This window comes from Streptomyces sp. NPDC058662, assembly GCF_042716255.1.
Taxonomy (GTDB): domain Bacteria; phylum Actinomycetota; class Actinomycetes; order Streptomycetales; family Streptomycetaceae; genus Streptomyces.
The window spans coordinates 62073-85452 of sequence record NZ_JBHXRU010000005.1; the positions used below are offsets into that span (position 1 = coordinate 62073).

At 71.4% G+C, this 23380-nt stretch carries 20 protein-coding genes and 2 pseudogenes; 13 read left to right on the plus strand and 9 right to left on the minus strand.

The annotated features are described in order from the left end of the window. Window positions 1-62: 62 nt before the first annotated feature. Both ACFWUQ_RS03885 and ACFWUQ_RS03890 read right to left on the minus strand, forming a co-directional pair. Window positions 63-851 (minus strand): amino acid ABC transporter ATP-binding protein, encoded by a 789-nt coding sequence (locus ACFWUQ_RS03885; RefSeq protein ID WP_384532314.1) that lies wholly within the window; start codon window positions 849-851, stop codon window positions 63-65. Further along, entirely contained in the window at window positions 848-1843 is a 996-nt protein-coding gene (locus ACFWUQ_RS03890) for an amino acid ABC transporter permease (protein WP_384532317.1), read from the minus strand. The genes ACFWUQ_RS03885 and ACFWUQ_RS03890 overlap by 4 nt, the downstream gene beginning before the upstream one ends. Before the next feature lie 532 nt (window positions 1844-2375). Between ACFWUQ_RS03890 and ACFWUQ_RS03895 the strand changes: the two genes are divergently transcribed. From ACFWUQ_RS03895 to ACFWUQ_RS03930, 8 genes are all read left to right on the plus strand, one after another. Further along, window positions 2376-3578: an acyl-CoA dehydrogenase gene (locus ACFWUQ_RS03895; RefSeq protein ID WP_384532320.1), complete on the plus strand. Its 1203-nt coding sequence runs from the start codon at window positions 2376-2378 to the stop codon at window positions 3576-3578. A gap of 162 nt (window positions 3579-3740) precedes the next feature. After that, a complete protein-coding gene (locus ACFWUQ_RS03900; RefSeq protein WP_384532323.1) occupies window positions 3741-4199 on the plus strand; it encodes an RrF2 family transcriptional regulator in 459 nt (152 codons plus the stop codon). Window positions 4200-4420: 221 nt separating this feature from the next. Further along, entirely contained in the window at window positions 4421-5188 is a 768-nt protein-coding gene (locus ACFWUQ_RS03905) for a GntR family transcriptional regulator (protein ID WP_384532325.1), read from the plus strand. A 67-nt stretch (window positions 5189-5255) separates the two neighbouring features. Further along, window positions 5256-5483: a ferredoxin family protein gene (locus tag ACFWUQ_RS03910; protein ID WP_384532328.1), complete on the plus strand. Its 228-nt coding sequence runs from the start codon at window positions 5256-5258 to the stop codon at window positions 5481-5483. 14 nt (window positions 5484-5497) lie between these two features. Continuing rightward, the gene (locus ACFWUQ_RS03915; protein WP_384532331.1) at window positions 5498-6850 is read left to right on the plus strand and encodes an ABC transporter substrate-binding protein; all 1353 of its coding nucleotides are present in this window, start codon (window positions 5498-5500) and stop codon (window positions 6848-6850) included. Next, entirely contained in the window at window positions 6847-7749 is a 903-nt protein-coding gene (locus ACFWUQ_RS03920; RefSeq protein ID WP_384532334.1) for an ABC transporter permease, read from the plus strand. Before ACFWUQ_RS03915 ends, ACFWUQ_RS03920 begins: the two co-directional genes overlap by 4 nt. After that, window positions 7746-8501 (plus strand): ABC transporter ATP-binding protein, encoded by a 756-nt coding sequence (locus tag ACFWUQ_RS03925; RefSeq protein ID WP_384532337.1) that lies wholly within the window; start codon window positions 7746-7748, stop codon window positions 8499-8501. Before ACFWUQ_RS03920 ends, ACFWUQ_RS03925 begins: the two co-directional genes overlap by 4 nt. 12 nt (window positions 8502-8513) lie before the next feature. After that, window positions 8514-11324 carry a fumarate reductase/succinate dehydrogenase flavoprotein subunit gene (locus ACFWUQ_RS03930; protein WP_384532340.1) on the plus strand — a complete coding sequence of 937 codons (2811 nt, stop codon included), beginning with the start codon at window positions 8514-8516 and terminating at the stop codon, window positions 11322-11324. A gap of 100 nt (window positions 11325-11424) precedes the next feature. On the opposite strand, the gene ACFWUQ_RS03935 is transcribed toward ACFWUQ_RS03930, so the two are convergent. Both ACFWUQ_RS03935 and ACFWUQ_RS03940 read right to left on the minus strand, forming a co-directional pair. Beyond that, window positions 11425-12075: a class I SAM-dependent methyltransferase gene (locus ACFWUQ_RS03935; RefSeq protein WP_384532343.1), complete on the minus strand. Its 651-nt coding sequence runs from the start codon at window positions 12073-12075 to the stop codon at window positions 11425-11427. A gap of 153 nt (window positions 12076-12228) precedes the next feature. Next, window positions 12229-12474 carry a hypothetical protein gene (locus ACFWUQ_RS03940; RefSeq protein WP_384532346.1) on the minus strand — a complete coding sequence of 82 codons (246 nt, stop codon included), beginning with the start codon at window positions 12472-12474 and terminating at the stop codon, window positions 12229-12231. Between ACFWUQ_RS03940 and ACFWUQ_RS03945 the strand changes: the two are divergent. Together ACFWUQ_RS03945 and ACFWUQ_RS03950 are read left to right on the plus strand one after the other, a co-directional pair. Next, window positions 12439-12704, plus strand: a pseudogene (locus ACFWUQ_RS03945) (aldo/keto reductase); the annotation flags it as partial. The gene ACFWUQ_RS03940 and the pseudogene ACFWUQ_RS03945 overlap by 36 nt on opposite strands. Window positions 12705-12929: 225 nt before the next feature. After that, complete coding sequence (locus ACFWUQ_RS03950) at window positions 12930-13364, plus strand: NUDIX hydrolase (RefSeq protein ID WP_384532349.1); 435 nt, start codon at window positions 12930-12932, stop codon at window positions 13362-13364. A 31-nt stretch (window positions 13365-13395) separates the two neighbouring features. On the opposite strand, the gene ACFWUQ_RS03955 is transcribed toward ACFWUQ_RS03950, so the two are convergent. Further along, the gene (locus tag ACFWUQ_RS03955) at window positions 13396-14625 is read right to left on the minus strand and encodes a serine hydrolase domain-containing protein (protein WP_384532352.1); all 1230 of its coding nucleotides are present in this window, start codon (window positions 14623-14625) and stop codon (window positions 13396-13398) included. A 163-nt stretch (window positions 14626-14788) separates the two neighbouring features. Here ACFWUQ_RS03955 and ACFWUQ_RS03960 point away from each other — a divergent pair, with 163 nt between their 5' ends. Together ACFWUQ_RS03960 and ACFWUQ_RS03965 are read left to right on the plus strand one after the other, a co-directional pair. Next, on the plus strand, window positions 14789-14935 hold the full coding sequence (locus ACFWUQ_RS03960) for a hypothetical protein (protein WP_384532355.1): 147 nt from the start codon (window positions 14789-14791) through the stop codon (window positions 14933-14935). Window positions 14936-14939: 4 nt separating this feature from the next. After that, a pseudogene (locus ACFWUQ_RS03965) lies at window positions 14940-15146 on the plus strand (MerR family transcriptional regulator); the annotation flags it as partial. A gap of 138 nt (window positions 15147-15284) precedes the next feature. Here the strand turns inward: ACFWUQ_RS03965 and ACFWUQ_RS03970 are convergent. The 3 genes from ACFWUQ_RS03970 to ACFWUQ_RS03980 all read right to left on the minus strand — a co-directional run bounded on the left by ACFWUQ_RS03970 (window position 15285) and on the right by ACFWUQ_RS03980 (window position 19520). Beyond that, entirely contained in the window at window positions 15285-16997 is a 1713-nt protein-coding gene (locus ACFWUQ_RS03970; RefSeq protein WP_384532498.1) for a glycerol-3-phosphate dehydrogenase/oxidase, read from the minus strand. 89 nt (window positions 16998-17086) lie between these two features. Continuing rightward, the gene (gene glpK, locus ACFWUQ_RS03975) at window positions 17087-18604 is read right to left on the minus strand and encodes a glycerol kinase GlpK (RefSeq protein WP_384532357.1); all 1518 of its coding nucleotides are present in this window, start codon (window positions 18602-18604) and stop codon (window positions 17087-17089) included. 67 nt (window positions 18605-18671) lie between these two features. After that, window positions 18672-19520, minus strand: a complete 849-nt coding sequence (locus tag ACFWUQ_RS03980; protein ID WP_384532360.1) for an MIP/aquaporin family protein — start codon at window positions 19518-19520, stop codon at window positions 18672-18674. A 296-nt stretch (window positions 19521-19816) separates the two neighbouring features. Here ACFWUQ_RS03980 and dhaK point away from each other — a divergent pair, with 296 nt between their 5' ends. Next, a complete protein-coding gene (gene dhaK, locus ACFWUQ_RS03985) occupies window positions 19817-20821 on the plus strand; it encodes a dihydroxyacetone kinase subunit DhaK (protein ID WP_384532363.1) in 1005 nt (334 codons plus the stop codon). Between the two features lie 381 nt (window positions 20822-21202). Here dhaK and ACFWUQ_RS03990 read toward each other — a convergent pair whose 3' ends face one another. Next, window positions 21203-23128, minus strand: a complete 1926-nt coding sequence (locus ACFWUQ_RS03990) for a copper resistance CopC/CopD family protein (RefSeq protein WP_384532366.1) — start codon at window positions 23126-23128, stop codon at window positions 21203-21205. Window positions 23129-23380: the final 252 nt, after the last annotated feature.

The following is a 23380-nucleotide window of genomic DNA, read 5'->3' on the forward strand; positions in this document are numbered from 1 at the left end:
GCGGGGGGGCACGGGGGTAGGGGGCGGGGGTACGGGGTGCGCCGGGGGTACGGGGTGCGCCGTCAGATCACTTTGCTCAGGTACTCCCGGGTCCGGGGGTGGATCGGGGCGTCCAGGACCTGCTCGGGCGGGCCCTGCTCGACGATCCGGCCGTCGTCCAGGAAGACGATCTCGTCGGCCACTTCGCGGGCGAAGCCGATCTCGTGCGTGACGATCAAAAGGGTGGTCCCGCCGCCGGCCAGGTCCTTGATGACGGCCAGCACCTCGCCGACCAGTTCCGGGTCGAGCGCGGAGGTCGGCTCGTCGAAGAGGATGACGCCGGGCCGCAGCGCGAGCGCGCGGGCGATGGCCACCCGCTGCTGCTGCCCGCCCGAGAGCTGCCGCGGGTACGCGTCGGCCCGGCTGCCGAGACCGACCCGTTCCAGCAGCTCGCTGGCGAGCGCCCGGGCCGCCGGCCGGGGCAGCCGTCCGGTCGCCACCGGCGCCGCGGCCACGTTGTCGAGCACGGTGAGGTGGGGGAAGAGGTTGAAGTTCTGGAAGACGAAGCCGATCCGGCGGCGCTGGGCGAGGATCGCGCGTTCACTCAGCTCCTTGAGCCGTGTGCCGTGCCTCCGTACGCCGATCAGGTCGCCGCCCACGCTGACCTGCCCGGCGTCGGGCTTCTCCAAGTGGTTGACGACCCGCAGCAGGGTCGACTTGCCGGAGCCGGAGCGGCCGATCACCACGGTGACCGTGCCCGGCCGGACCCTCAGGCTGACCCCGTCCAGGACGCGACGGTCGCCGTACCACTTGTGCACGTCGTGGACCTCGATGGCGGCGGGCGGACTCGTCGTAGTGATGGTGGTGGTCATCGCGCGGTCTCCTTCCGGAAGCGTGCCCGCAGCTCGCGCAGGCCCGACCGGGCCCGCTGCAGGGGGGTGGGCGGCATGCTCCGCAGGGCCCCGCGTGCGTAGTACCGCTCGACGTAGAACTGCACGACGGACACGCCGCTGGTCAGGACCACGTACCAGGCGGTGGCGACCAGCAGCAGCGGCACCACGTCCCCCGGATAGGTGGCGCCCAGGCTCTGCACCGAGCCGAACAGGTCGAGCAGTGACACGTAGAACACGAGCGAGGTGGCCTTGACGAGCCCGATGAGCTGGTTGACGTAGCTGGGCACGATGGAGCGCAGGGCCTGCGGGAACACGATCCGGGCGAACCGGTAGCGCTTGGGCAGTCCGAGCGCGGCAGCCGCCTCGTGCTGGCTCTGGTCCACGGAGAGCAGCCCTGCCCTGACCACCTCCGCGGTGTACGCCGCTTCGACCAGGCCCAGTCCCACGACCGCCACGACCATGTCCGGGGCATGCTCCGACTCGTCGAAGGTGAGGAGCGCCGGACCGAACGGCACGCCGAGGCTCAGCGAGGGGTACAGGGCGCTGAAGTTGTAGAGGAAGAGGAGGACGACGATGAGCGGGACGGAGCGCAGCAGCCAGATGTACGTCCAACTCAGCGATCGCAGCACCGGACTGGCCGACAGCCGGCCGAGGGCCAGCAGGATGCCGCCCAAGAGGCCCAGGACCGCGCTGCAGACGGCCACCTGGAGTGTGATGAGCAGCCCGTCCAGGATCGCCGGCCGGGTGGCCCAGTACGCGAACCGGTCCCATTGGTAGAAGGGGTTGGTCAGCAGCCCGTGCGCGGCCTGGGAGGCCAGCACCAGCACGACGACGGTGGCGACCCACCGCCCGGGCCGCCGCAGCGGCAGTGCCCGCTCTGCCGGAGCGGGCGGACCGGAGCGTCCGGAAGGGCCGGAGGGCGCGGTCAGGAGAACCGGTTCGGTCAAGGGCCCTCCCGTGGGCTCGGTCATGTTCGGAGTTCCTCACTGCCGCGGCGGTTGAGCGGCAGTCGGCCGAGGACCACGGTCTACGGGGTCCATGGCGCCGAGGCCGTGCCGGGGATGCTAGGCAGTACCGCGGCCGCCCGGACGGGAGGCGGCGGGACTGCCATGAGGTCGCCACGCAGCGGCAACAATGGCGGCTCCAGCGGTTGCGGCAAGCCGAGCACTCTGCCCAGCACTCAAGACAGACCTGTCCACGATGCGGCCGCGCCCTTGCTGAGGAGGTCGCCGTCCCCGAGTATTCCTATCAATCCGATAGGAAAGGTAGGGATGCATGCGGTGCGGCCAGTCCGTACGCGGACGCCACCAGGGTGCGCCCGTCTCGGCGCACCCCCTCTGATCGCGTCACCGCGTCACCATCGACCCGTCCCTTCCCGGCCACTGGCCGTGGGCGTCAACACCGCTCCGGAGCAGCCCAGATGATCTCCGTCCCCCCGCATGGCCCCGCCGACCACGCAGCCCAGGCCCCGGGCCACGGCGCCCCGGCCGGTGGATGACGCCCGTGCCGACACCATCCAGCCCCGCCGCCACTGAGTCCGCCGAAGAACAGCGCCACGCGGTCCTGCGTGCCGCTCACGACGTGGCGGACGACCTCGCCGCGGACGCCATCGCCCGCGACCAGGCGGGCCTGCCTCCGATGGACGAGAAGGCACGGCTGTGCGAGGCCGGCCTGCTTGCCGCTCTCACCCCGCCCGGTCCCGGCCGCGGGGTCGACTGGCTCACCGGATGCGCCGTCATCCGGGCTGTCGCGACAGCCGACAGCTCCGTCGGCGCCGTACTCGCCCGCCATTACGTCCACACCTGGAGCGGACGCTTCTACACGAGTCACCACCAGGCGGCCGCCCTTGAGGAGGAGTCACGGCGCAAGCAGTGGCTGTGGACGGGTGCGGTCCGCACTCCTGGACCAGACGAGGACACGCACGCAGCGGACCTCACCCTGTGGCCGCGCAACACCGGCTACCTCCTGAACGGCTGCCGGTCCGTGGACACCGCGGTGACCGTCGCCGACCAGATCGTGCTGGACGCCGTGTGCGCCGTGACCGGCGACATCCTGGTCGTACGAATCCCTCGCGGCGCGCGCGGCGTGACCGTGGAACCCGCCCACGGCCGGCTCGGCCAGCGTGTCGCCGGCGCGGGCAAGGTCGTCCTGGACGGTGTCACCGTCACACCCGGACAGCTGCTGGGACGCCGGCCGTACGACGAGGAGTCGGCCGCGCCCTTCACCGCGCTCGCCGAGACGGCGCTCCGGCTCGCCCTGTGCCATGTCGCCTCGGGCATCGTCGAAGGCGCCCTCAGCGAGGCGCGCGACCTCAGCAGAGGCGGCCATGCACACCGCCTGCCCCGCGCGGATCCGGACCTCCTGCTGACGTACGGGGAACTCGCCTCCGCCGCGCAGACGGCCACCGCCGTCGTCCACCGGGCAACGGCGGTGATGGCGCGGGCCCTCGACACGGGCTCCCAGCTCGATGCCGAGGAGCCCGCGAGCGTCGCCGCACTGGTCGCCACGGCCGAGAACGTGACGTCGAAGGCCGCCCTGGACATCACCGCGCGGGTGCTGGAACTGGCCGACGCCCCCGGCCTGGACCGCTTCTGGCGCAACGCACGCGAGCTGACCGCCCACCAGCCGGTCATGCGCCGTCTGCGCTCCATCGGCGAGCACTACCTCAACGGCTCCCACCGCGCCGTGGCGGCGGCCTTCCACTGACGCGAGGCGCCACACGGGACGGCTCCGGACCAATCGGCCGATCCGAGCCTCCGACCGCCGGCTCAAACACCTGCCCAGCCGCTGGTAGCCGGCCGCCGACAGCCGGTAGCAGGTAGCCGCCCGCGACGAACGCAGGCCGAAGCCGTACGGGATAATGGGCCCATGCGGATCTCAGCCAGGGCCGACTACGCGGTACGCGCCGCGCTGCAGCTCGCAGCGGCACAGGAGGGCGGGCCCCTGAAGGCCGAAGCCATTGCCGACGCCCAGGACATCCCGCACAAGTTCCTCGAAGGCATCCTGAACGACCTGCGCCGAGGCGGTATCGTCCTCAGCCAGCGCGGCGGCAACGGCGGCTACCGACTGGCCCGGCCCGCCCAGTCCATCAGTATCGCGGATGTCATCCGGGTCGTCGACGGACCGCTCGTCTCGGTACGCGGGGTCCGGCCCCCGGACCTCACCTACACCGGGCCCGCCCAGTCGCTCCTCCCCTTGTGGATCGCGCTCCGGTCCAACGTGCGGGAGATCCTGGAGGGCGTGACGCTCGCCGACGTCGCATCGTCCCACCTGCCCGCCGAGGTGTCCGCGCTGACCCGCGCTCCCGGCGCCTGGACCAATCCCTGATCCGCCAACCCGGCCCACCAGTGTTTTCGCACTGCCCAGGACAGGTCCGTCCGCGATGACCCGCATCGTGGCCACCTCGTCGTCCAGCATGTGGGCGCCACGGTGGCGGATCTCGCCGCCGCACGCATGAATTCGCAGGTCAGCGCGGCACAGAGAGAACTGTGGGTGGCGCAATACTGCGGCAACACCACCGGACCCACAGTGCCGGTACGTTCCCTTCCATGCCAGCCGAACCCGCCCCCGCCACCCGCCCGGTCGCCGCCGCGCGCCGCCGACGGCTGCGTGCGGACCAGGCCCGGCAGCTCGCCGACCTCCTGCGCCACCAGATCCTGGCGGGCGGCTTCCCCGACGGTGCGCTCCCTCTGGAGAACACCATCGCCGCCGAGTACCGGACCAGCCGCAACACCGTCCGGCAGGCACTGGACCTGCTGCGCGGCGAGCAGCTCATCGACCGGCAACCCGGGGTCGGCACCGTGGTGGTGTGCGAGAAGTACCCGCACGGCCTGGACCGCCTCCAGGGCCTGGCCGAAACGCTGCACGAGCACGGCCGGGTGACGAACGAGGTCCGCACCGTCGGACCTGTCACCGCCTCGGGCCCGGTTGCCCACCGGCTCGGCCTGCCCGAACACACCGAGGTGCTCTGTATCGAGCGGCTGCGCCGCCTCAACGGTCTGCCGCTGTCCCTGGACCTGTCCTACCTGCCCATGGACGTGGGCAGTGAACTTCTCGGCTGCGACCTGGAGAACACGGATGTGTTCCGGCTCCTGGAGTCACTGACCGGTGGCCCTCTGGGCCATGCCGAGATCACGGTCGAGGCCGTCAACGCCGACGCGCACTCCGCCGCGGTGCTTGAGGCCCCCCGCGGCGCCGCCGTACTGATGCTGGAGCGGTTGACCCGGCTGCCCGACGGCCGACCGGTGGACCTGGAGTTCATCCGGTTCCGCGGCGACCGCATCACGATGAGCGGCGTGCTGCACCGCTCCCTCTGAGCCCTGCCGGCACCTGAGCCCCCCGGGGGCCTTGAGCTCCGTCCGATCCCCCTCCTTGGAGACCGCCATGCCCCTTGTTCCGCAGCGCGCCGACGTGCCCGTGACCATCGACGAATCCAAGTGCATCGACGGGTGCACGCTCTGCGTCGACATGTGTCCGTTGGACTCGCTCGCGATTCGCGCCGACAACGGCAAGGCGTACATGCACGTCGACGAGTGCTGGTACTGCGGCCCGTGCGCGGCCCGCTGCCCCACCGGCGCGGTCACCGTCAACATGCCCTACCTGCTCCGGTGAAAGGCCGAACTCCCATGCACAGCAGAAGACTCCCGCCTCGCCCACTGCTCGCGCTCGCCCTGCTGCTCCCGCTGACCGCTGCCTGCGGCGTCTCGGCCGGCGCCGACAACGAGGGCACCGGCAAGACGGTCACGGTGACGGTCGGCTACCAGTCGAAGACGATCAACACCGTGACCGCCGGCACCCTGCTGCGCTCCCTCGGATACTTCGAGGAGGAGCTCAAGGCCCGCTCGAAGAAGGACGGTACGACCTACAAGGTCGAGTGGCAGGACTACGCGACGGGTGCCCCGATCACCGCCCAGATGACCGCCGGAAAGATCGACATCGGCTCGATGGGTGATTTTCCCCTGCTGATCAACGCGGCCCGCGGCAAGGAGCTCAAGCAGCCGACCCGGCTGGTCGCGGTCACCGGCTACAACCTGCGGGGCGGGCTGAACACCGTGGTCACCGCCCCCGGCTCGGCCGTCCGGTCGCTGGCCGACCTGCGCGGCAAGCGGGTGTCCACGAGCGTGGGCTCGGCCGCCGACGGCACCCTGGTACGGGCCCTCCAGCGAGCGGGCATCGACCCGGACAAGGACATCCAGAAGCTCAACCAGCAGCCCAGTGTCGGCGCTTCGGCCCTGGTCGCGGGCAGTGCGGACGCGCTCTCCCAGTTCGTCGCCTGGCCCGGCCAGCTGGCCTTCGAGGGGCGCGCCGCGGCCCTCTACGACGGGGCGGAACTGAATCTGCCCACCTTCCACGGGGTCACGGTCCGGGAGGAGTTCGCCAAGGAACGGGCCGGGGTCCTCGACGACTTCCTCAAGGCGCAGCGGCGGGCCACCGACCACCTGCGCGAGCAGCCGGTCGCGGCCGCCGAGTCGGTGGCCGAGGAGACCGGACTGCCCGCCGAGGTGGTCTACCTCTACAACGGTGCCAACGGCATCGCCACCTTCGACCCGCAGCTGCGTCCGGAGCTCATCACCGCGTTGAAGGAGGACGTTCCCGTACTCAAGTCGGCCGGACTGGTGGGCGACGTGGACGTGGACGCCTTCGTCGACCCGGCGCCTCTGGAGCGGGCCGTGCAGGCCCCGGCCTACCCGGAGGCGGGCGCGGCCAAGCCGGAGCTGTGGCTGAAGGGCCAGAGCACCACCCGCACCTTCGACAGCCCCAAGGAGCTGCTGCAGGCCGCCAGGGGAGCCGACGTCCGGGCCGCGTACGTGCCGGACGCGCTGACCGGCACCCTGTGGTTCGCCGACAAGGCGGTGTGGGTGGCGGACGGCACCGAACTGCGCGCCTTCGTCACCCCGGCCAGTGCCCAGCGGTACGTCGACGGTCATGCCGGGGCACGGATCATCCGCTACGCGGACGCCGTGGGTCTCGCGTCATGACCGCGGGCCGCCGACTGGTGCGCGCCGCCTCGCTGGGTGCGGCCCTCGGGCTGTGGCAGCTGCTCACCTCCCTGGACATCAATCTGTGGCTGCGGTTCGAGCAGTTCCCGACGGTGGGCGAGGTGGCCTCCGCCTTCGGCGACCGCCTCGGCACCGGTCCGTACTGGCAGGACCTCGGTCACAGCCTCCGGCGGATCGTGGTGGGGTTCCTGCTGGCCGCGGTGCTGGGGGTGGCGGCCGGCACGGCGGTCGCCCGGTCCCGGTGGGCCGCCGACCTGCTGGGTCCACTGCTGGAGGTGGTACGGCCGGTGCCGGCCATCGCCCTGGTCCCGGTCGCCATCCTGCTCCTGCCGACCAACGAGCAGGGCATCGTGTCCATCACCTTCGCCGCCGCCTTCTTCCCGGTGGTGGTGTCGACGCGGCACGCGGTCCGGGCGCTCACCCCGGTCTGGGAGGAGGCCGTACTGACCATGGGGGGCAGCCGTCCGCGGGTGCTGTTCTCGGTGGTGCTGCCGGGCGCGCTGCCGGGCATCTTCGGCGGCCTGTCGGTGGGCATCGGCGTCTCGTGGATCTGCGTGATCTCCGCGGAGATGATCTCCGGGGAGTACGGGGTGGGGTACCGCACCTGGCAGGACTACACGGTCGTCGACTACTCGGGCGTCTTCGTCGGCATGGCCACCATCGGGGTCCTGGGATGGCTCACCTCGACCGCGGTGGAACTCCTGGGCCGTCGCGCCACGGCCTGGCTCCCCCGCCCGGCCCGGCGGGGAGCCGCGGGGGCGAAACCTTCGGCGGTCTCGCGCGCCCGGGGTCGTACCTCCGCTCACAGGGGCACCGAACCCGCCGCCCCGCACTCCGAGCCCCGTACCGCCGTTCCCCGGAAGGAGCCGGTCCCATGAGCACCGCGACCCTGCCCACCGCGCCCCCGACGCCCGGGGCCGCGCTCGCCCTCCAGGACGTACGACTCGGCCACGCGCACGACGCCGCTCTGCCGGGCACCGTCACACTGGACATCGCACCGGGCGAACTGCTGGCCGTGGTCGGCCCGTCCGGTTGCGGGAAGTCCACCCTGCTCCGCACCCTCGCCGGGCTGCTCCCTCCACTGGCCGGGCAGGTCATCCAGGACGGCGAAAGGATCGCCCGGCCCGCCGCCGACCGGGCGCTGGTCTTCCAGGAGGACGCCCTCCTGCCCTGGCGCACCGTCCGCGCCAACGTGGAACTTCCCCTGGCGATCCGCCGGGTCTCCCGAGCCGAGCGGCGGCGGGCCGCGGCCGAGTGGCTGGACCGAGTCGGTCTGGCCGAGCACGCCCACAAGCTGCCGCACCGACTGTCCGGCGGCCAGCGCCAACGCGTCCAGCTGGCCCGGGCCCTGGCCGGACGGCCCCGCACGGTCCTGATGGACGAACCGTTCGGCGCGCTCGACGCGCACACCCGCGCCGAGATGCAGGACCTGCTGGTGGACATCCTGCACGGCACGGGCGCGACCGTCGTCTTCGTCACCCACGACGTGGACGAGGCCCTCCACCTCGGGGACCGGGTCGCCCTGCTCGGCCGCGGCGAAGTGCTGGACGTCCCGCACCCGCGCAAGCGCGAAGCGCAGCACGCCCCCGGCACCGCCGCACTGCGCCGCCACATCCTCGAAACCCTCTGAAAGGCACTTCCCGTGGAGACCCCCGTCGACAGCCCCCTGCCCGTTCCCGCCCTCGCCGACGCGACGGAGCTGTCCTGCGACGTCCTTGTCATCGGCGGCGGGACCGCCGGCACCATGGCCGCGCTGACCGCGGCCGAGCGCGGCGCACAGGTGCTGCTGCTGGAGAAGGCGCACGTACGGCACTCCGGCGCGCTCGCCATGGGCATGGACGGGGTCAACAACGCGATCATCCCGGGCCGGGCCGAGCCCGACGACTACGTCGCCGAGATCACCCGCGCCAACGACGGCATCGTCGACCAGTCCACCGTCCGGCAGACCGCCACCCGCGGCTTCGCCATGGTCCAGCGCCTCGAATCGTACGGAGTGAAGTTCGAGAAGGACGCCCACGGCGAGTACGCGGTACGCCAGGTGCACCGCTCCGGCTCGTACGTGCTGCCGATGCCGGAGGGCAAGGACGTCAAGAAGGTCCTCTACCGGCAGCTGCGGCGACGCGAGATGCGCGAGCGGATCCGCATCGAGAACCGCCTCATGCCGGTCCGGGTGCTCACCCACCCCGACGACGGCCGGGCGATCGGCGCGGCCGCCTTCAACACCCGCACCGGGCAGTTCGTCACCGTGCGGGCCGGCGCGGTGATCCTGGCCACCGGGGCGTGCGGCCGGCTCGGCCTGCCCGCCTCCGGCTACCTGTACGGGACGTATGAGAACCCGACGAACGCGGGCGACGGCTACGCCATGGCGTACCACGCGGGGGCCGCGCTCACTGGCATCGAGTGCTTCCAGATCAATCCGTTGATCAAGGACTACAACGGGCCGGCGTGCGCGTACGTCGCGAATCCGTTCGGCGGCTACCAGGTGAACCGGCACGGCGAGCGGTTCGTGGAGTCGGACTACTGGTCGGGGCAGATGATGGCCGAGTTCGCGGCCGAACTGGCCTCCGACCGGGGCCCGGTGTACCTCAAGCTCAGCCACCTGCCCGAGGAGACCGTCACCGCCGTCGAATCGATCCTGCACACGACGGAGCGGCCCACCCGCGGCACGTTCCACGAGGGGCGGGGCCACGACTACCGCACCCACGACATCGAGATGCACATCTCGGAGATCGGGCTGTGCGGCGGGCACTCCGCCTCCGGTGTGCGGGTGGACGCGCACGCCCGCACCACCGTGCCCCGGCTGTACGCGGCCGGCGACCTGGCCTGCGTACCGCACAACTACATGATCGGCGCCTTCGTCTTCGGCGACCTGGCCGGTGAGGACGCGGCGCAGTACCGGACCTACGGGGGTGAGCTGCCGCAGGACCAGGTGGCCGCCGCCCACGAGCTCGTCTACCGGCCGCTGCGCCATCCCGACGGGCCGCCGCAGCCGCAAGTGGAGTACAAACTGCGGCGGTTCGTCAACGACTACGTGGCACCGCCGAAGACGGGTGCGAAGCTGTCACTGGCGGTGGAGGCGTTCACCCGTATGTCGCGGGAGATCGCCGGGATGGGGGCACGGACGGCCCACGAGCTGATGCGGTGCGCGGAGGTCGGCTTCATCCGGGACTGCGCGGAGATGGCCGCCCGGGCCTCCCTGGCCCGCACCGAGTCCCGTTGGGGCCTGTACCACGAGCGGATGGACCACCCCGAGCGCGACGACTCGGGCTGGCTGCACCACCTCGATCTGCGCAAGTCCCCGTCCGGGGCGATGGAGTTCACCGCGCGGCCCGTCGAACCGTACGCGGTGCCGGTGCCGGAGTTCACGCCGGTACCGGGCCCGGAGCGCCGGCTGGGCGAGGTGGCGCTGGTGCCGGTGGCCACGGCCGGCCCTCGGGACACCGCACCCGCCGCCCGCCCCGACGCGCGTCCCGGCGCGCCGGGGGCCGCCCGCCCTGGCGCGCAGGCGGCCCCGCAGGCGGCTGCGCAGGCGGCCCCGCCGGAGGCGCTCGCACCGGCCGGCACTCCGGATGCCTCCGCGCCCGACCCCGCACTGCTCCGACTGCTCTCCCTTGCCGAGGAGTCCCCCGACCTGGACGCCCTCCGCCCCTACCTGTCGGACGCCGATCCCGCGGTGCGGGCCGCGGCCGTCGCCGCTCTCGCCGAGACGCTGCCGGCCGGCGCCGGCCCCGCGCTCGCCGCGCGCCTGCGGGACACCGCACCCCGGGTCCGGGCCGCCGCCGCGGCCGCGCTGCGCGAGCTCGTCGAGGTACTGCCCGCCGAACCGGAGCTGGGAGACGGGCTGCGGGGGGCCCTGGGAGTCGACGACCCGGCGGTGCGCGCCGCCGCGCTCGACGTGCTGCGGACGCTGCGGCTCGGTGACGTCGAGGTGTACGCCGCCGCGCTCGCCGACGGCGACATCGACGTCCGCACCACCGCGGTACGCGGCCTGGTCTCCGTGGACGCGGTGCCGGAACTGACAGCGGCGGGCGCCGACCCCGCCCGCGAGGTCCGGGTCGCCGTGGCGCGCGGCCTCGGTGCCGTGCACGCCCCGGCCCCGGCACCCCTCGACGCGCTGATCGGCGACCCCGATCCACTGGTCCGGGCCGCCGCCCTGGGCGCGCTGGCCACCACCGGATGCCCGCCCGCGTACGCCGCGAGGGCCGCGGCGGCGCTCGCCGACTCCACGTGGCAGGTCCGGGCCGGCGCCGCCACCGCCCTCCGCTCGGCACCGTCCGCCGAGGCGGTACCCGCCCTCGCCGAGGCCTTGGCCGATCCGAACGCGGATGTCCGCAAGGCCGCCGTCCTCTCCCTCCTCTCCCACCCCTCCCCCGCGGCCCGCACCGCCCTCGCCACCGCCACCACCGACCCCGACGCCGACATCCGCGCCTACGCCTCCCGCGCGACCGCCTGACCGCCACGGGGACAGCGCGTGTGCGCACCCCAACGAGCGATGTTGCGCTCGGAGTTCGGAGCACTCCCTCCTCGATGCGTTCGGCGACGGCGCCGGGGCATCACACGCGAGCGATCAGCGCATACCGGATGTCATCGACCGGGCGCCCCCACAGGTCCGGGATGTCGCTGAGGTCTTCCACCCGCACCGATGCCACCAGCGGCTCGACCGCGGAGGCAAGGTCGGCGGGAAGCACCCCGCCGTTCCACGGCAGCGCTTCGGCACCCGTGACATACGGCTCTCCTTGCCCGGCTTCCCCCCAGCGCCCTTCGACAAGGAGCAGTGTGCCTCCCGGCCGAAGCCGGGACACCCACGCTCCCAGGGCGCTTTCAGGCGCCGGAAGGGTCCACAGGAGATGCCGAGCGAGCACCAGGTCGAACTGCTCGCCGCCCGTGGGAGGCGCAGCGGCGTCCCCCACGAGAAAACGCCCTGAGAGGCCAGCGGTCGACAGCTTTGTCTGAGCTTGCTCAACCATTCTCGCGGACAGGTCGACCCCGGTCACCCGGTGGCCGGCCGCAGCGAGCAGCGCCGAGAGCGAGCCCGTACCGCAGCCGATATCCAGGACGTCAGCCGGGCCGGGCGGCGCCCACCGCCGCAGCAGCTCATCCCACGCACGGCGGGTGTGTCCCGCCCGCAGACCATGATCCGGCTCGTCGTCGAACGAGCGAGCTGCGGCGTCCCAATAATCCGCGATCTCAGAAGCGTTGATCATGCCCGCATTCATCCTCTCAGTACTTACTGACAGCACCGCTTGCCGGCCAGTCCCCTCGACCGACCACGACGAAACAACTGGTGCAGTTCCTGCGCCGGCAGATCCGCGGGCCGGCACGCCGCTGAGGTTGCCGCGGCTCGCGTGGCTCACCGCTCAGTCGGGTGCCTCACCCGAGTCGGCGGGCTGGGAGGTGTGGGTCGCCGCGGACCGCTCGATGTCGTCCTTGGTCGCGGCCCAGCTGGCCAGCAGGTTCAAGGCGTCCTGCGAGGGTGAGTGGGGCTCGGCGGTGTACGTGAGGAGGAACTGGCTGGGGCCGTCGGGGAGCGCGAAGGTTTCGAAGGGCAGGTCGAGGTCGCCGACGACCGGGTGGTGGAGGAGCTTCACGCCCGTGGTGTGCATCCGGACGCCGAGATCGGCGCCACCCCGGCACAGACCGCACTGGCATGGCTGCTGACCCGCGGCGACGACATCGCCCCCATCCCCGGAACCGCCGGCTCTCACGCGTCGAGGAGAACACCGCCGCCGACGCCGTCGAACTCAGCGCCGCTCAGCTCGACCGCCTGAACAACCTCACCCCGGCCGCGGGCGAACGCCACGACGAGGCGAACATGGCCACCATCGACCACTGACCGCACGCAGCACCCCACCACGGCGCTCGCCTTTGCCCGGCTGCATGAACCCGTGCCGCGGTGCGCGTGCCGTGCGCTCCCTTCCGCACGGGGACTCATGAGGCCATCCTCCTGATATGGCGACCCTCCCGAAGGCTCCATGCCCCTCTTGCTCCGTCCCCCACGCCCTGCTCAGTACGAGCCGGATCGGATACGGGTCGGTCAAGGACCACAATGGCGAACGACGTGGCTGACGGAGAGGCGGTGCCGAACAGCGGTGCTGGACCCGCGCTTTGGGTAGCCGGTGCGGTGGTGGTCCTTGAGGGGCGAGTCCTGCTCGTCAAGCGACTGGTCGCGGAGGGCCAACTCTCCTGGCAGTTCCCGGCGGGCAAGGTCGAGCCGGGCGAGACTTTCGAGGAGGCCGCCGTCCGCGAGACGAAGGAAGAGGCCGGCCTGGACGTGGTCGCCCTCAGCCGCCTGGGCGAGCGGGTCCATCCGATTACCGGCCGGCCCGTGTCCTACACAGCCTGCGAGGTAGTCAGCGGGACCGCGCACGCCGCGGACCTCGATGAGATCGCCGAGATCGCATGGGTGACCCTGTCGGAGATCCCCCGGTACATCCCGTACGGGCTCTTCGATCCCGTACAGCGATACCTGGACGTCGCCCTTCGGGCCATGTGAATCGGCCGCGTCGAGCTCAGTGAGCCCAGTGTCAGTGGTCGATGGCCTGGTAGAGCGTGGTCCAGAAATCGTGGATGAGGCGGGCGGAGTCCGGGGTGGACATCCCGACCTGGGTGAGCAGGATTCCGGTGAGCTGGTTGTCCGGGTCGGCGTAGGCCGTGGTGCCCGTACCGCCGTCCCAGCCGAACTGGCCTATGGGCGTGTGGTCGCCACGCTGCGTGCGCACCGCCATCCCGAAGCCCCAGCCTCCCTGCTGTGCTTGACCGACCGTGAGGTGGGCGATGCCTCTGTACATGCCGGCCCGGGCAGCCTGCTGCTCGGGCGTGAGGCGGTTGGTGGTCATCAGCTCGACGGCGGGCCGGGACAGGATCCGTTCGCTGCCGTGCACGCCCTGGTTCAGCAGCATCTGGAAGTAGGCGTGGTAGTCGTCGACGGTGGAGACCAGCCCGCCGCCGGCGCCCTGGAACGCCGGAGGCCGGCTGCTCCTTCCGGTTTCTGCCTCGTCCCACACCAGGAAGTCCCCGGTCTGCGGATCGGGCCCGTACAGGGGCGGCAGCCGGTCGATCTTGCAGGCGGGCACATGGAAGGCGGTGTCCTTCATCCCCAGCGGATCGAGGATGCGGTCGCGCAGGAAGGTCTCCAACGGCTGCCCCGTGACCCTGGCTACGAGCACGCCGAGCACTTCGCTGCCGAGGTCGTACTGCCACCGCTCGCCGGGCTGGTGGGACAGCGGCAGCTCGCCGAGGCAGCGCATCCACTCGTCCGGGTCGGGCGCCGGCCCGGATGTCACGCTGTAGTCGAGACGCTCGAAGGTCGCGGCCCTGATCGAGGAGGCCGGCAGATCGAAATCCATTCCGAGCCCGAACGTGGAGGTCAGCAGGTCCCGGACGGTGATCGGCCGCCGGGCCGGCACGGTCTCCTCCAGCGGGCCGTCGGGCCGCTTCAGCACCCGGCGGTCGGCGAGTTCGGGCAGCCACGGGTCCACCGGCTCGTCGAGGCGCAGCTTGCACTCGTCGAGCAGGACCATCGCCGCAGCCGTCGTGACCGGCTTGGACGTGAACGCCATCCGGAAGATCGTGTCCCGGCGCATCGGCGCGCCACCCTCATGACGCATCGTCCCGATCGCTTCGACGTGCGTCTGGCCGCTGCGGCTGACCAGGGCGACCACCCGGGGAATCCTCTCGGACTCGACATGCCCTGCCAGCACCTCGCGCAGCCTGCGCAGCCCTGCTTCGGAGAAACCGCTGTTGCCTCCACTCATGATGAATCTCTCCTTGTCTACCGGCCTCCTTCGAGGTGGCCATGCGATGAGCGTGCACCCTGCCCCAAGGTCAAGGTCAACCTCCATCGCGGCCACGGGCTGACCGGCACCGTTGCCGCCCCGGGATGACGAGCGGTAACAGCTGCGCGCTAGCCTCGCCCCCGTGATCTCCCGCACCCCCTACCTCGAAGTGAGCACGAAGGTGAACTGCGGCCGCCGCTCGATCCCGCCCGAGGAGTTCCGTTCCGCCGCCGACGCGGTGCGCGAGACCGCAGCCGCCCACTGTGCCCACTACCTGACGGTGCGTTGAGCCGATGGCACAGGGGCTCACGATCGGTCAGGCGGCAGCGTTCGTCGGTGTCACGATCAAAACCGTGCGGCACTACCACCGGCTCGGCCTGATCGCCGAGCCGGAACGCGATGGTTCCGGCTACCGGCGTTACGGGTCGGCCGACCTCCTCCGGCTGGTCCAGGTCCGGACCCTGGCTGCGGCCGGCGTGCCGCTGGCTGAGATCGGCGACCTGCTCGACGCCGATCCTGAGCTGTTCGCCGCCGCACTGGACGACGTCCATCGTCGGCTCACCGAGCAGGTCGAGGACCTGATCGCGCGACGGGACACCCTGCACCGGCTCGCGCAGCGCGTCCTTGGACGGGGTGTCTCAGCGCACCGGGATGATGTCGGGGGCGCCGAGCCGCACGGCGTCGGCGGTCCGGTCGTCCGGCTGCTGTTGGGCCTCGCGTTCAGCGGCTACCCGCTTCAGGTAGTGGTCGACCTCGCGGCCCTGGTGCGCCTGGTCCCATCCCAGATGGGGCGCCATCAGTTCCGCGACGGTCCGCGCCGCGTCCACCCCGCGGTCCCAGGACTCGATGGAGATTCGGGTACGCCGGGCGAGCACGTCCTCCAGGTGGCGGGCTCCCTCATGGGTCACCGCGTAGACGGCCTCGACCCGGAGGTAATCGTCGGAGCTCGGCAGCGGCGCGCCGAGCGAGGGGTCGGCCGCGATCAGGCTGAGTGGTTCGTGCACCAGGGAGCCGTAGCGGTTCAGGAGGTGCTCGATGCGGGCGACGTGCAGCCCGGAGCGCTCGGCGAGTTGGTGCCGGGAGTTCCACAGCGCCGGGTAGCCGTCGGCGCCGAGCAGCGGAACGCGCTGCGTGACACAGTCGGGCACCTTCTCGTCCAGGCCTCGGACCGCCTCGTCGACGGCGTCCTTGGCCATGACCCGGTACGTCGTGTACTTGCCGCCGGCCACCACGACGAGCCCGGGGACCGGGTGTGCGACCAGGTGCTCTCGTGACAGTTTGCTGGTCTCCGCGGCCTCACCGGACAGGAGGGGGCGCAGACCGGCGTAGACGCCCTCGACGTCCTCGGGAACCAGGGGTGTGGCCAGAACGCTGTTGACGTGTTCCAGCAGGTAGGTGACGTCCTTGGAGCTGAGGGCGGGATGGGCCTTGTCGAGTGTCCAGTCGGTGTCGGTGGTCCCGATGATCCAGTGTCGCCCCCAGGGGATGACGAACAGCACGCTCTTCTCGGTGCGGAGGATCAGCCCGGTGCGGGAGTTGATCCGGTCACGCGGGACGAGCAGGTGTACGCCCTTGGAGGCGCGGACGTGGAACTGGCCGCGCGTGTCGGCCATGGTTTGGGTGTCGTCGGTCCACACGCCGGTCGCGTTGATGACCTGCTTCGCCCGCACCTCCGTTTCGTCGCCGGTCTCCAGATCGGTGACGACGGCCCCCACCACGCGCTCGCCCTGCCGCAGGAAGCGGCTGACGCGGGTGCGGTTGGCGGCCAGCGCTCCATAGGCGACCGCCGTGCGGGTGAGGAACATGGTGTGCCGGGCGTCGTCCACCTGGGCGTCCCAGTACTGGATGGCGCCGACCAGGGCGTCGGAGCGCAGCGCGGGCGCCTCGTGCAGGGCTCGGCGCTTGAGCAGGTGACGGTGGTGGGGCAGGCCGCTGGAGGTGCTGGAAGCCGCGGCCATGGTGTCGTACAGCAGCACGCCGGCGCCGACGTAGGGCCGCTCCCAGACCCGGTGTTGCAGGGGGTAGAGGAACGGCACCGGACGTACCAGATGGGGCGCCAGGTGCTGTAGCAGGAGTCCGCGTTCCCTCAGGGCTTCGGCGACGAGCCGGAAGTCCAGCATCTCCAGGTAGCGCAGGCCTCCGTGGATGAGCTTGCTGGAGCGGCTGGACGTCCCCGAGGCCCAGTCGCGGGCTTCGACGAGGCCGACGCTGAGGCCCCGGGTGGCGGCGTCGAGGGCCGCCCCGGAGCCGACGACGCCGCCACCGACGACGAGGACGTCGAGTTCGCCCTCTCCCAGCCGGACGAGGGCCTCCGCGCGTGCCTCTGGCGAGAGGGCCACCGGATTCGCCATGGTCTCCTCCTCGTGCTGCCGGTGCGGGTACGGGCCGCGCACGCGACGGGTGGCGGCCCGTTCGGTCACCCTCGGACCTCGGCCGGAAGCTATTCGACCTTGGCCCAGTCGAGCGTGCGCTCCACCGCCTTCTTCCAGCCCGCGTACCCTTCCGCGCGCCGGTCCTCGGACCATTGGGGCTCCCAGCGCTTGGACTCCTGCCAGTGGGTGCGCAGCTCGTCCGTGTCCCGCCAGAAGCCGGTGGCGAGGCCGGCTGCGTAGGCGGCGCCGAGCGCGGTCGTCTCGGCGACGACGGGCCGGCTGACCGGTACACCGAGGACATCGGCTTGGATCTGCATGCACAGGTCGTTGGCCGTCACGCCGCCGTCGACCTTGAGCACGTCGAGGTGGACGCCGGAGTCCTGCTCCATGGCCTCCACCACGTCGCGGCTCTGGTAACAGATGGCTTCCAGAGTGGCGCGCGCCAGGTGGCCGTTGTCGTTGTACCGGGCGAGGCCGACGATCGCGCCGCGGGCGTCGGAGCGCCAGTACGGGGCGAACAGGCCGGAGAAGGCGGGGACGAAGTAGATGCCGCCGTTGTCCTCGACGGTACGGGCCAGGCGTTCGCTCTCGCCGGCGTCACTGATGATCTTCAGCTGGTCACGCAGCCATTGCACCGCGGAGCCGGTGACGGCGATGGAGCCCTCCAGTGCGTAGATCGCCGGGCTGTCGCCGAACTGGTACGCCACGGTGGTGAGGAGGCCGTGCTGGGACCGGACCAGTTCGGTGCCGGTGTTGAGCACCAGGAAGTTGCCGGTGCCGTAGGTGTTCTTGGCTTCGCCCGGCGCGTAGCAGACCTGCCCGACGGTGGCTGCCTGCTGGTCACCGAGCACACCGGTGATGGGGATGGCGGCCCGCAGCGGCCGGGACATGCGGGTCCGTCCGAACGCCTCCGCGTGGGAGGACGGGCTGATGGTGGGCAGCATCGCCCGGGGAACGCCGAAGAAGCCCAGCAACTCGTCGTCCCAGTCGAGGGTCTCCAGGTCCATCAGCATGGTGCGGCTGGCATTGGTCACGTCGGTGGCGTGGATGCCGCCGTCGGGGCCGCCGGTGAGGTTCCACAGCACCCAGCAGTCGGTGTTGCCGAAGAGGGCGTGGCCCTGCTCGGCCGCCTCGCGGACTCCGTCGACGTTCTCCAGGATCCACTGGATCTTGCCGCCGGAGAAGTATGTGGCCGGCGGCAGCCCTGCCTTGCGGCGGATGACGTCGCCCTGGCCCGAGCGTTCCAGCGCTGCCGCGATGGAGTCGGTACGGGTGTCCTGCCAGACGATGGCGTTGTAGTACGGACGGCCGTTGCGCGGGTCCCAGACGACGGTCGTCTCCCGCTGGTTGGTGATGCCGACAGCCGCCAGGTCCTCCGGCGAGAGATTTCCGTGCCGGAGCGCGTTCTGGATCACCGAGTTGGTGCGCTCCCAGATCTCCACCGGGTCGTGTTCGACCCACCCCGAGCGGGGGAGGATCTGCGCGTGCTCAAGCTGGTGCCTTGCCACCTCGTTGCCTGCATGGTCGAAGATCATGAAACGGGTGCTGGTGGTCCCCTGGTCCACCGCGCCGACGAAGTCCGCCATGGGGTGCCGCCTCTCCTTGGACTGTCCCGGGGTCGCCGCCGGATCACGGCCACCCCGGGAGAGCCGGTCAGCTCTGGTCCGGGGCCGGGACCCGCCCGGGGGGCTCCGGCTCAGCGGTCGGCAGGAACCGGCCGATGAAGAACTTGTACAGGCCCGCTCCCAGCAGACCCCCGATCAGGGGACCGACGATCGGCACCCAGAAGTAGAAGTGCCCGTACTGATCTCGCCACGCTCCGCCGTACCCGGTGAGGAAACTGGCCAGCCGCGGACCGAAGTCGCGTGCCGGATTGATCGCGTAACCCGCGTTGGTGCCCCACGCCATACCGATTGCCACGACGATCAGGCCGACGATGAACGGCGCCAGGTTGGCGCCGGGAGGCGTGTTGAGCAAGTCCGTGACCGCAAGGATCAGCAGCAGCAGGATGGCGGTGCCGATGATCTGGTCGCGGAGTGCGCCCCATTCGGTGACCGGCAGGTTCGTGTTGCCGTTGGCGGGCAGCGTGGAGAAGACGCCCTGCGTCTTGATCGTGTGGGTGGGGTCTGCCTTCGCCAGCGCCTCGGTGTAGTTCCACCGGACGATGAGGGCCGCCACGAAGGCCCCGGCCGTCTGGGCCAGCGCGTAGGGAGCCACTCTGCTCCAGGGGAACCCCTTGAACACCGCCAGCGCGACGGTCACCGCGGGATTGAGGTGAGCACCGCTCAGCCTCGCCGCGACGTAGACGCCGAGAGTGACGCCGAGGCCCCAGGCCCAGGCGATGCTGTCGTGGTTTCCCAGGCCGCCCGCCGGGTCCGTGAGGGCCCCGCCGGCGACTACCTGAGCCACCACACCGCACCCGAAGAGGATGAGGATCATGGTGCCGGCGAATTCTGCTGAAAGCTCGCCGACCAGCCCCGATTTCTTGAGCCGCTCAGCCATGGGTGCCCGCTTCCCGCCGGCCCAGGGACCGGCCGTCGACTGCCCCGAGTCCTCCAAAAATCATAGTAAGACCGACCGGTCCAACGTGCGCGAGGCGGTTCGGGTGCCGGTGTGGTCGCGACGGCCGCGCACGGGTTCCGCCGTCGCGTGAGCACCCGTCGCGGATGTACGCGGCGTGACGGCACACTGTTCACATGGCGTGCGATCACGGACGCGCCCGCCCGTCACCGGCGCTGCCTCAGCTCCGTGAGGACACTGGTCGAGGCTCACCCGCCGGTTCCACCCGGGAGGTAGGCATGAGGATGCTGATCAACAGTCCGCAGACCGTGGTCGCCGACGCCCTGCGGGGCCTGGCGGCCGCCCATCCCGAGCTCGACGTCGACGTGGAGCGGCGGGTCGTCGTACGGCGGGACGCGCGCGACGGAGGGCGGGTCGGACTGGTGTCCGGCGGCGGCTCCGGGCACGAACCGCTGCACGCGGGCTTCGTCGGCCACGGGATGCTCTCTGCGGCCTGTCCCGGGGAGGTGTTCACCTCGCCGGTGCCCGACCAGATCCTGCGGGCGGCCGGGGCAGTGAACTCCGGGCAGGGCGTGCTGTTCGTCGTCAAGAACTACACCGGTGACGTCCTGAACTTCGAGATGGCCGCCGAACTCGCCCAGGAGGACAACATCCGGATCGAGAGCGTGCTGGTGAACGACGACGTCGCGGTCACCGACAGCCTCTACACGGCCGGACGGCGCGGCACCGGGGCCACCCTCTTCGTCGAGAAGATCGCCGGGGCCGCCGCCGAGGAAGGAGCGCCGCTGGAGCAGGTCGCGGCGACCGCCCACCGCGTCAACGCGTCCTCGCGGAGCTTCGGCGTGGCGCTGAGCGCCTGCACCACGCCCGCCAAGGGCAGCCCCACCTTCGACCTGCCCGACGGGGACCTGGAACTGGGGATCGGGATCCACGGCGAACCCGGCCGGGAGCGGCGCGCCATGATGTCCGCCCGGGAGATCGCGGACATCGCGGTGGACGCCGTACTGGAGGACCTGGCCGAGGCGGGGCCGGCCGACGGGCCGGTGCTGGCCCTGGTCAACGGGATGGGCGCCACACCACTGCTGGAGCTCTACGGATTCCACGCCGAGGTCGCACGGGTACTGGAGGCACGCGGCGTGTCGGTCGCCCGAACGCTCGTGGGGAACTACGTCACCTCACTCGACATGGCCGGCTGCTCGGTGACCCTGTGCCGGGCCGACGAAGAACTCCTGCGGCTGTGGGACGCACCCGTTCAGACCGCCGCGCTGCGCTGGGGCCGCTGACCGGAAATGCCCGGCGGCCGGGCGTCAGCAGCCGCCGGATGCGGCCGGGGCGCCAACGCACGAGGCTGGTTCGGGCCGACAACCCGGCCCCGCTCCGCAAACTGCAGCCCGCTGCGCCCGGCGCGAAGCCGATCGCCCCGAGCCCGTCTCCCACACCGACTCCGAGCGCTCCGACCGCCCAGCCGTCGTCTCCGGCTTCGTCAGCGGCGGCCGCGTCCCCGGACGCACAGAAGGCGAATGCGGCGGATTCGGAGGGCAGCACCGGCGCCATCGTGGCCGTGGTCGCAGCCGTCGCCGTCGTCGTACTCGGCGGCGCGGGTGCCTTCTTGTGGGCGCGCCGCGGCCGGCAGTCCTGAACCGAGCGGTCGGGCGGCCGGTGGACTACTCCGCCGGTCGCCTCGGCAACGGCGTGATGTGGACGCTCCCGCGCACGGTGACCTGGTCGATCTCGCTCGTACGCACCGTGATGTTCAAGGTCCACTCGCCGGGCATGGGCAGCTGCAGGTCGTAGACGGCCCAGAACCCCTTCTGATTCAGGAGTTTGGCGTCGATCGGCCCGATGCCCAGAGCCTCCTGGGTGAGGGTCAAGCGGAGTTCGGGAACGCTGGCGAGCCCGCCGTCCGCGCTGAACACCACCACCTCGACCGTGTTCTCCCCGACGCGTCCCGGTGCCAGGGTGACCTGCACATTGCCCTGGTGACCGGCCTTCCCCATGTCGAACGGCACTGTGGCCACCTTGGCCTGCGGCTCCTGCGCCGCCGCTGCCACCGCCGCCGCGGTCTCACCCTCGGCACGGCTGGGCTGGGTCCCGGTGAGCAAAGTCGTGATGACCAGGACCACGACGCCGAGCGCCGCCTCGACGGCGACCGTCCGGCGCAGTCGGCGCCGATGTACGTCGACTTCGGCTAACGGCAGCCGGGCGTCACCGGGCACCTCGCCCGCATTGCCCGCATCGGGCGCGCACGCCAGGTCGGTCGCCGCCGGGGCTGCCGGTGCGCCAACGATCGCCTTCTCCCGCTCGGGCTCAGGCACCGTGTGCCTCTCAACGGCCGGAGCTGCCTCGTCCAGGAGACGGGCGGTCCAGCGGCGCGAGAGTGACGCCACCCATAGGACGAGCACCACCACGGCGACCTTCACGACGAGGGTCCTTCCGTACGACGTGGTGGTCAGCGCACCCCAGGAGCCGACCTGCCGCCAGGACTGGTAGACCCCCGTGCCGACGAGCACGGCAACGGCGGCGAAGGCCATCGTGGAGAAGCGGCCGACGACGGACGCCGGCACCATACCGCCGCCGGACCCCGAATTCCGAAGGACGGTCACCAGGGTGATCAGCCCGCCCAGCCAGACCCCCATGGCCAGCAGGTGCAGCACGGTGACGGGTATGGCGAGCGGCACCTGGATGCCGGCGGAGGCGTGCTCGGCGGCAGCCCAGGTGACCGCCAAAGCCACGGTGAGCACCACCCCGGTCCAGCGGACACGCATTCCAAGGCCTCGCCGCTCGTCTCCGGCGCCCTGATTCCCGATCCGTACAGCACACCACTTGAGCAGCACAGCGGCTGCCGCCAAGAGCACCAGCCGGACGATCAGCGCAAGCCCGGGCCGCCCGACGGCGGTTCGGCCCAGCTGCGACAGGTCGAAGACGGCCGTCAGGCGCCCGGCCGTCTCGTACGGGCCGCGCAGCAGCAAGAGCACGACGGTGGACGCCGCCAGCACGATCCACCCCACGGCCAGCAGCCTGCGCATCCGACGCAGCGCACCAGCAGCGGGCCAGCACACGGCGACGAACGCGGCAGCGCCGACGAGGAGCGCGAGCCCGCTGTAGGCGACGTAGCGCAAGAATTTATACAGGCGGCCGACTGTCGAGTCGTCCAACGACCCGTCCGGCACCACGGCAGCAGTATCGGAAGGCTTGCCGATGGAGAAGACGAACGCACCCGAGATGGGATGGCCGTCAGCGGAGACGACCCGCCAGGCCACCGTGTAGGTGCCCTCGGTGAGTCCGTCGGACAACTGCACCCGCGCCGTGCCACCCTTGCCGTCCGCGTGCTGCGCCGGAGCGGGATTGACCCGCTGATTCTCCGGCGACAGCACGCGCACCGCATCCTCGGACAAGGTCACGGACTCAGTGAAGGTGAGCGTGACCTGGCGCGGTGCCTCCTCCAGGACGCTGTTGTCGGCGGGATCCGAGCCGGCGAGGCTCGCGTGCGCGAAAGCCGAGCCCGCCCCTCCGATGAGCAGGGCGAATACGGCGGCGAGCAGCGCCAGTACGGTCAGCGAAGTCCGGGAGGGGGACGGTACTGGGCGCATGGGCAGGCAGCCTCCGAAGTCGCTTCAGCCGCACCGCCCGACGACTGGGCGATCCTGGGGCAGCGGCAGCGCGGTGGAGTGCTGCTGCGGCGGCAGGCGGTGCGCGCACGGAGATCTGGACGATAGTGGCGCCGACTCACGCTGGGCTCTTGTTGAGCAATTTCCGCTAAAGAGAGCTGGGGAAGGCCCCGACGCGGGCAAACTCGCCACCCCGGTCAGCATCTGTCCGACCAAAGTTGATTACAGGCCGCG